The organism is Streptomyces sp. NPDC127114 (assembly GCF_042677525.1).
Classification (GTDB): domain Bacteria; phylum Actinomycetota; class Actinomycetes; order Streptomycetales; family Streptomycetaceae; genus Streptomyces.
This window is the reverse complement of sequence record NZ_JBHXTJ010000048.1, coordinates 46,867-53,133: the sequence shown is the minus strand read 5'-3', so window position 1 is coordinate 53,133 and position 6,267 is coordinate 46,867. Positions and strand designations below refer to the sequence as shown.

Sequence of the window (6,267 nt, the reverse complement as noted above, 5' to 3'; positions counted from 1 at the left end):
CGAAGCACAACAGGTAGACCTCTCGACGCATAAGCGGTGCATACATGCACATGCGTAAATCGTCTCTGCTCGTGCGCGCCGCGCAAGTGGGGTGCCGTCCACGTGTCCGACCCGCCGGCGCCCGGCGGCAGCCACCCGCTCTCCGTGCCCCTCGTCCAGTCCTCCGCCTTCGCCTTCTCCTCCGCCGACGCCCTCGCGGAGGCCATGGCGGGACCCGACGGGCAGTACGTCTACAGCCGGCGCGGCAACCCGACCGTACGGGCCCTGGAGCAGACGCTCGCCGGGCTCGAAGGCGGCGCCGGAGCCATCGCCTTCGCGTCCGGGATGGGGGCGATCAGCGGCGTGCTGCTCGCGCTCCTGAAGCCGGGCGACCGGGTGGTGGCGCAGCGCTGTCTGTACGGCGGGACCTACGCCGTCCTGTCGGACCTCGCCGCCCGGTACGGCGTCCACGTCACGTACGTGTCCGGCGACGACGTGGAGGAGTTCGAGCGGGCCGCCGTGCATCCGGCCACCCGGCTGCTCGTCCTGGAGACGATCGCCAATCCCACCGGCCAGGTGCCCGACCTGCCCGGACTCCTGGCCGCGGCCCGCTTCCTCGGCGTGACGAGCGTCGTCGACAACTCGCTCGCCTCGCCGGTGCTGTGCCGGCCCGTCGAGCTGGGCGCGGACGTCGTCGTGCACTCCACCACCAAGTACCTGGCCGGCCACTCCGACGTGCTCGGCGGCGCCGCCGTCTTCGCCGACGACGCGCTGCGCCGGGTGGTGTGGCCGCGCACGGTCGAACTCGGGGCCTGCGCCGACCCGTTCGCGGCCTGGCTGACCCTGCGCGGGATCGCCACGCTGCCGCTGCGGATGCGCGAGCACTGCCTGAACGCCGCGGTGCTCGCCCAGCGGCTCGCGGACAGGAGCGCCGCCCGGGGCGACGTCACGGCCGTCCACCATCCGTCGCTTCCCGGCCATCCCTCGTACGAGACGGCCCGCAAGGTGCTGTCCGGCGGCGGCGGGCTGCTCTCGTTCGAGCTCGCGGGCGGCCGGGAGGCCGGCCGGGCCTTCATCGAGCGGGTGCGGGTCGCCCGGCTCGCGCTGTCGCTCGGCGGCGTGGAGTCCCTGGTCACCCACCCCGCGTCCACCTCGCACCGCGAGCTGGACGCCGACGCCCTGGCCGCCGCCGGGATAGCGCCGGGCCTGGTGCGGATGTCGGTCGGGATCGAGGCCGTCGAGGACCTGTGGGGCGACATCGAGCAGGCACTCGAACAGGCCACCGGCTGACGGTCGTTCCTTCGGGTTCCGGCCTTCTTTTGGGTTGACAAAATAAATGGTCGATTCGTAAATTAGGAGATGCCAGGGAACGACAACTCCTAGGTCAAGGGGGGCGCGCGATGCGCTACTTCGAGGACTTCCGGCCCGGCGACGTCCACGAGCTGGGCACCGTCACCGTCACGGCGGAGGAGGTGCTGGAGTTCGGAAAGCGCTTCGACCCGCAGCCCTTCCACACGGACCCCGAGCTCGCCAAGGACTCGCCGTTCGGCGGACTGATCGCCAGCGGCTTCCACACCCAGTCGATGTTCATGCGCCGCTACGTCGACGGGCTGCTCGCCTACAGCGCCTGTCTCGGCTCGCCCGGCATCGACGAGGTCCGCTACCTGCGTCCCGTCCGTCCCGGGGACGTCCTGACGGCGCGCGTGGAGATCCTCGGCGCCACGCCGTCGCCGTTCAACCCCACCAGCGGCACCGTCAAGCCGCGCTGCACGCTGGTGGCCGCCGACGGGACGGCCGTGTTCAGCATGGTCCTGCACAGCATCTTCCGGCGCCGTCCCGCCGGATCCGAGGCCGGACGTCTGTCGTCGATGCCCGCCGCCGAGGATCCCGCCGGGTGCTGCACCCGTGCGAGGAAGAGCGAGCCCGCAGCCGCCATGAGCGCGTAGCGCTCCCGCCGAACACGGCCGTCCGAACCTCTCTCAACCACCTGCGAATCCACCAGTGAAGGGGGACCTCCCGTGGAGGCCGTATCCCGCACCGCCCAGTGGACCGCCGCCGCGCGTGCCCTGGAGACCGAGCGCGAGGACCGGCTGTTCGCCGATCCCTACGCGCGCACCGTCGCCGACCAGATCGGCTTCGAACTGCTCGAGCGCTACGCCGGCGGCGGCACCGTCCCGTTCCTCGCCATCCGCACCACCTACCTCGACCGCGCCATCGTCAAGGCGGTGGAGGAGCGCGGCATCCGGCAGGTCGTCTTCCTCGCCGCCGGCATGGACACCCGCTTCTTCCGGCTGCCCTGGCCCGACGGCGTCACCGTCTACGAGCTCGACCGCCCGGCGCTCCTGGAGGCCAAGGCCGCGATGCTCGCCGACGAGCCGCAGCCGGCCGGCCGCACCCGGATCACCGTCCCGGTCGACCTCACCCAGGACTGGACCGGCCCCCTCAAGGAGGCGGGATGGAAGAGCGACGAGCCCGTCCTGTGGGTGGTCGAGGGACTGCTGTTCTTCCTGCCCGAGCAGGCCGTACGGACCCTCATCTCGACGCTCTCCGCGCACGCGGCGCCCGGCTCCGTGCTGCTCGGCGACGTCATCTCCAAGGCCGCCCTGGTGAACCCGCTCGCCCGGGGCTTCCTCAAGGCGCTGGAGGAGGACGGCAACCCGTGGCTCTTCGGCACCGAGGAGCCCGAGGCGCTGCTCGACGACTGCGGCTGGGCCGTGCGCGAGGTCAGGCAGCCGGGTGAGCCCGGCGCCCACTTCGACCGCTGGCCGTACCCGGTCCCGGCCCGCTCCGTCCCGGGCGTGCCCCGCTCCTTCCTGTTCACCTGTGACCTCCCCACGTACAAGGAGGAGACCGCCGCATGAGCGCCCACGACTTCCACCAGAAGGTCATCACCGACGCCGGCGCCGCCGTGCGCGGACTGACCGTCGCCCTCGGCGAGCGCCTCGGCCTCTACCGGGCCCTCGCCGACCACGGCCCGCTCACCGCCGCCCAGCTCGCCGGGAAGACCGGCACCAACGAGCGGTACATCGAGGAGTGGCTGCACGCCCAGCTGTCCGCCGGCTACGTGGAGCGGCACCCCAGCTCCCTCACGTACACGCTGCCCGCCGACCACGTCGCCGTGCTGGCCGACCCGACGGCCGTCACCTTCGCCGCCGGCTTCTTCACCGCCCTGAAGGCGCTGTACGCCACCGAGGACCTGCTCGTCGAGGCGTACCGGACCGGTGACGGCGTCGGCTGGGCCGAGCACGACGCGGCCCTCGACACCGGCATGGGCTCCTTCTTCCAGCCGACGTACGAGCACAAGCTCGTCCCGGACTGGCTGCCCGCCCTGCACGAGGTCACCGACAAGCTGGCGGACGGCGGCACCGTCGCCGACGTCGGCTGCGGCGTCGGCCACACCACGCTGCTCATCGCCAAGGCCTTCCCGAACGCCACCGTCCACGGCTTCGACTACTCCGAGGAGGCCATCTCCATCGCGCGGCAGCTCGCCGAGGAGGCCGGCCTGTCCGACCGGGTCGTCTTCGACGTGGCGTCCGCCGACGACTACCCGGGCTCCGGCTACGACCTGGTGTGCTTCTTCAACGCCCTGCACGACATGGGCGACCCGGTCGCCGCCGCCCAGCACGTCCACAAGTCGCTCGACGCCGACGGCACCTGGATGCTCGTCGAGTCGAACGTGTCGCCCGCCGACATCGACACCCAGACCCCGGCCGCCCGCATGTTCATGGCGCTGTCCGCCGTGATGTGCCTGCCGGTCGCCGTCGCCCAGCGCGGGCCGCACGCCCTCGGCAACCACTCCGGTGAGAAGGCCTTCCGCGCCATCGCCGAGGAGGCCGGCTTCACCCGCTGGCGGCGCGCCACGGAGACCCCGGTCAACGCGGTCTACGAAGTCCGGCCCTGACGGCCCGCTCCCGTCGTCCGGCCCCGACAGTCCGGCGCCGCCGCTCCCCGGGTCCCCGTCCGGCCCCGCGAGCGCTCCGCCCCACCCGTCACAAGGAGTCACACCATGGGCGTCACCGCCCCGCTGCCCGTCACCGACCGGTTCATGGAGGTGCTCTCGCGCCTCAGCGAGCGCTCCGTCGAGGACTACTACAACCCGTACCAGACCTTCCAGTGGCCCGAGAGCCTGGAGGAGAACCGGTACTGGATGACGCCGGAGCTGCTCACCGTCTACGGCACCGAGCACTTCGACACCCTCGGCGAGGAAACGCTTCAGCGCCTGTCGAAGTGGGAGTCCGTCAACTTCTACAGCCTCAACGTGCACGGCATCCGCGAGCTCCTCATCGAGGTCGTCGGCCGCATCCACATGCCGGGCTTCGAGGTCCCCTCGGACTTCTTCCACCACTTCATCGGCGAGGAGAACGAACACATGTGGTTCTTCTCCGAGTTCTGCCGGCGCTACGGCAACAAGATCTACGGCTCCACCGCGATGCGCGCCGACGCCGCCTGGGAGCCCGAGGTCGAGAACTTCCTCGTCTTCACCCGCATCCTGTTCTTCGAGGAGCTGGTCGACCACTACAACTCCCGGATGGCCAAGGACGAATCCCTGTGCCACACCATCCGCGAGGTCAACCGGATCCACCACCAGGACGAGTCCCGCCACATCGCCTTCGGCCGCGAGCTGGTCTCGCTCCTCTACCAGCGGATGTGCCAGGCGGTCAGCGCGGAGCGGGTCCGCGAGGTCGAGGCGTACCTCAAGCGCTACGTCGTCTACAGCGTCAACTCGCTCTACAACCCCCACGTGTACCGCGACGCCGGCATCCCCGACCCGCTGGCGCTGCGCAACGCCCTCGTCGCCGACGAGCGCCGCCGCCCGCACGAGCGCAAGGCGATCCGCAAGCCGCTCGCCTTCTTCCTCAAGACCGGGATCTTCTCCGACGACAGCCTGCCCATCGTCTGAGTCCCCAGGAACCTCCCACCGAGAGGTGCACCGATCATGACCATGACGACCCCCGAGCAGAACGTCGGGGCGACCAGGGGCCTGCCCACGCTCGGCCCGGAGGGGACCCGCCTGCTGCGGCTCCTCGACGACACCTTCGAGGGCTGGGGAGTGGCCGCGGGCGCCCGCCCCATGACCATGCCCCCGCTGCTCCCGGCCGCCGACCTGGCCCGGCTCGACTACTACGACAACTTCCCCCACCAGGCCGTCGTCGCCGCCCCGCTCGACCTGGAGCGCCGCGCGACCGAGCCCTTCTCCACCGACACCGGCTGCTTCCCGACCGCCGCCCTCGAACCGGCCGCGCTCGGACTGCCCTCGGCGTCCTGCTACGCCGTCTACCTCACCCACCAGGGCACCCAGGTCGCCGACGACCACCTGGTGACCATCTGCTCCTGGTGCTTCCGCAAGGAGACGCACTACGAGGGGATGCGACGGCAACTCGGCTTCCGCATGCGGGAGATCGTCGCCGTCGGCTCGCGCGAGCACGCCGAGAACCACCTCGCGGACTTCACCGCCCGCATCCACGCCTTCGCCACGGCACTCGACCTGCCGCTGCGCAAGGAGGCCGCCTGCGACCCGTTCTTCGACAAGGGCGGATCGAAGGCCCTGCTCCAGCGGCTCACGCCGGTGAAGCACGAGTTCCTGTACGAGGACCTGGCCATCGCCTCGGTCAACACGCACCGGAACTTCTTCGGCGACCGCTGTGACATCACCCTGGAGTCCACCGGCGGCCCCGCCTTCACCAGCTGTGTCGCCTTCGGCCTGGAACGCTGGCTGTCGGCGCTCACCCGCCGGCACGGCGACTGGGAGTCCGCCACCCAGGCGGTCCTCGACGCCGACGCCCGACTGCGGGCCGATGCGAGCCTCGCGGCCGGGCCGGTGATCTGACGTGCCGGCCCGTCCCGTCGCCCCGCCGGCGGGCGGCCTGGGCTGGGCGAACCTCGGCATGGACATCGTGTCCGTCAACCGTGTCCGCAGGCTTCTCGCGCAGTACGGGGAGAAGTTCTTCGAGCGGATGCTCACCCCCGGCGAACTCGCCGACTGCCGCACCGCCGCCGGGCTGGACATCCTGAGCCTCTGCGGCCGGATCGCGGCCAAGGAAGCGGCCTTCAAGACGCTGCGCGTCCGCGGCAGGTTCCTGCCCTGGACGGACATCGTCGTACGGCGCTCCGAAGGCGGCTGGCCGCTGGTGGAGCTGCGCGGACCCGCGGCCGGGATGGCCCAGGAGTCCGGCATCTCCGAGATCACCGTGTCCATCAGCCACGACGTGGACTACGCGGTCGCGGTCGCCGCGCCGATCATCGCCCCCACCCCTTACGTACCCAGCAGCTCATCGAGCAGCAGCTAAA

7 protein-coding genes are annotated in these 6,267 nt (G+C 71.2%); all 7 read left to right on the top strand.

From position 1 onward, the window contains the following. The first annotated feature begins 102 nt into the window (after window positions 1-102). The 7 genes from ACFVGS_RS32195 (at window position 103) to acpS (ending at window position 6,266) form a co-directional block, all read left to right on the top strand. Window positions 103-1,269, top strand: coding sequence for a trans-sulfuration enzyme family protein (locus ACFVGS_RS32195; RefSeq protein ID WP_385695486.1), 1,167 nt, complete (start codon window positions 103-105; stop codon window positions 1,267-1,269). A 110-nt stretch (window positions 1,270-1,379) separates the two neighbouring features. Further along, entirely contained in the window at window positions 1,380-1,925 is a 546-nt protein-coding gene (locus tag ACFVGS_RS32190) for a MaoC family dehydratase (RefSeq protein WP_384410315.1), read from the top strand. Window positions 1,926-1,997: 72 nt separating this feature from the next. After that, the gene (locus ACFVGS_RS32185; protein WP_384410318.1) at window positions 1,998-2,840 is read left to right on the top strand and encodes a class I SAM-dependent methyltransferase; all 843 of its coding nucleotides are present in this window, start codon (window positions 1,998-2,000) and stop codon (window positions 2,838-2,840) included. Then, entirely contained in the window at window positions 2,837-3,880 is a 1,044-nt protein-coding gene (locus tag ACFVGS_RS32180; protein ID WP_384410322.1) for a class I SAM-dependent methyltransferase, read from the top strand. The genes ACFVGS_RS32185 and ACFVGS_RS32180 overlap by 4 nt, the downstream gene beginning before the upstream one ends. A 105-nt stretch (window positions 3,881-3,985) precedes the next feature. After that, window positions 3,986-4,879 carry a diiron oxygenase gene (locus tag ACFVGS_RS32175; protein WP_384410325.1) on the top strand — a complete coding sequence of 298 codons (894 nt, stop codon included), beginning with the start codon at window positions 3,986-3,988 and terminating at the stop codon, window positions 4,877-4,879. Between the two features lie 36 nt (window positions 4,880-4,915). After that, window positions 4,916-5,806, top strand: a complete 891-nt coding sequence (locus ACFVGS_RS32170; RefSeq protein WP_385695481.1) for a hypothetical protein — start codon at window positions 4,916-4,918, stop codon at window positions 5,804-5,806. Between the two features lies 1 nt (window position 5,807). Continuing rightward, window positions 5,808-6,266, top strand: a complete 459-nt coding sequence (acpS, locus tag ACFVGS_RS32165) for a holo-ACP synthase (RefSeq protein ID WP_384410330.1) — start codon at window positions 5,808-5,810, stop codon at window positions 6,264-6,266. Window position 6,267 lies beyond the last annotated feature (1 nt).

Excerpts from the sequence above, each read along its gene's own strand:
- ACFVGS_RS32175 (WP_384410325.1), top strand. The coding sequence starts at position 3,986 with ATGGGCGTCACCGCCCCGCTGCCCGTCACCGACCGGTTCATGGAGGTG.
- ACFVGS_RS32190 (WP_384410315.1), top strand. The coding sequence starts at position 1,380 with ATGCGCTACTTCGAGGACTTCCGGCCCGGCGACGTCCACGAGCTGGGC.
- ACFVGS_RS32180 (WP_384410322.1), top strand. The coding sequence starts at position 2,837 with ATGAGCGCCCACGACTTCCACCAGAAGGTCATCACCGACGCCGGCGCC.
- ACFVGS_RS32170 (WP_385695481.1), top strand. The coding sequence starts at position 4,916 with ATGACCATGACGACCCCCGAGCAGAACGTCGGGGCGACCAGGGGCCTG.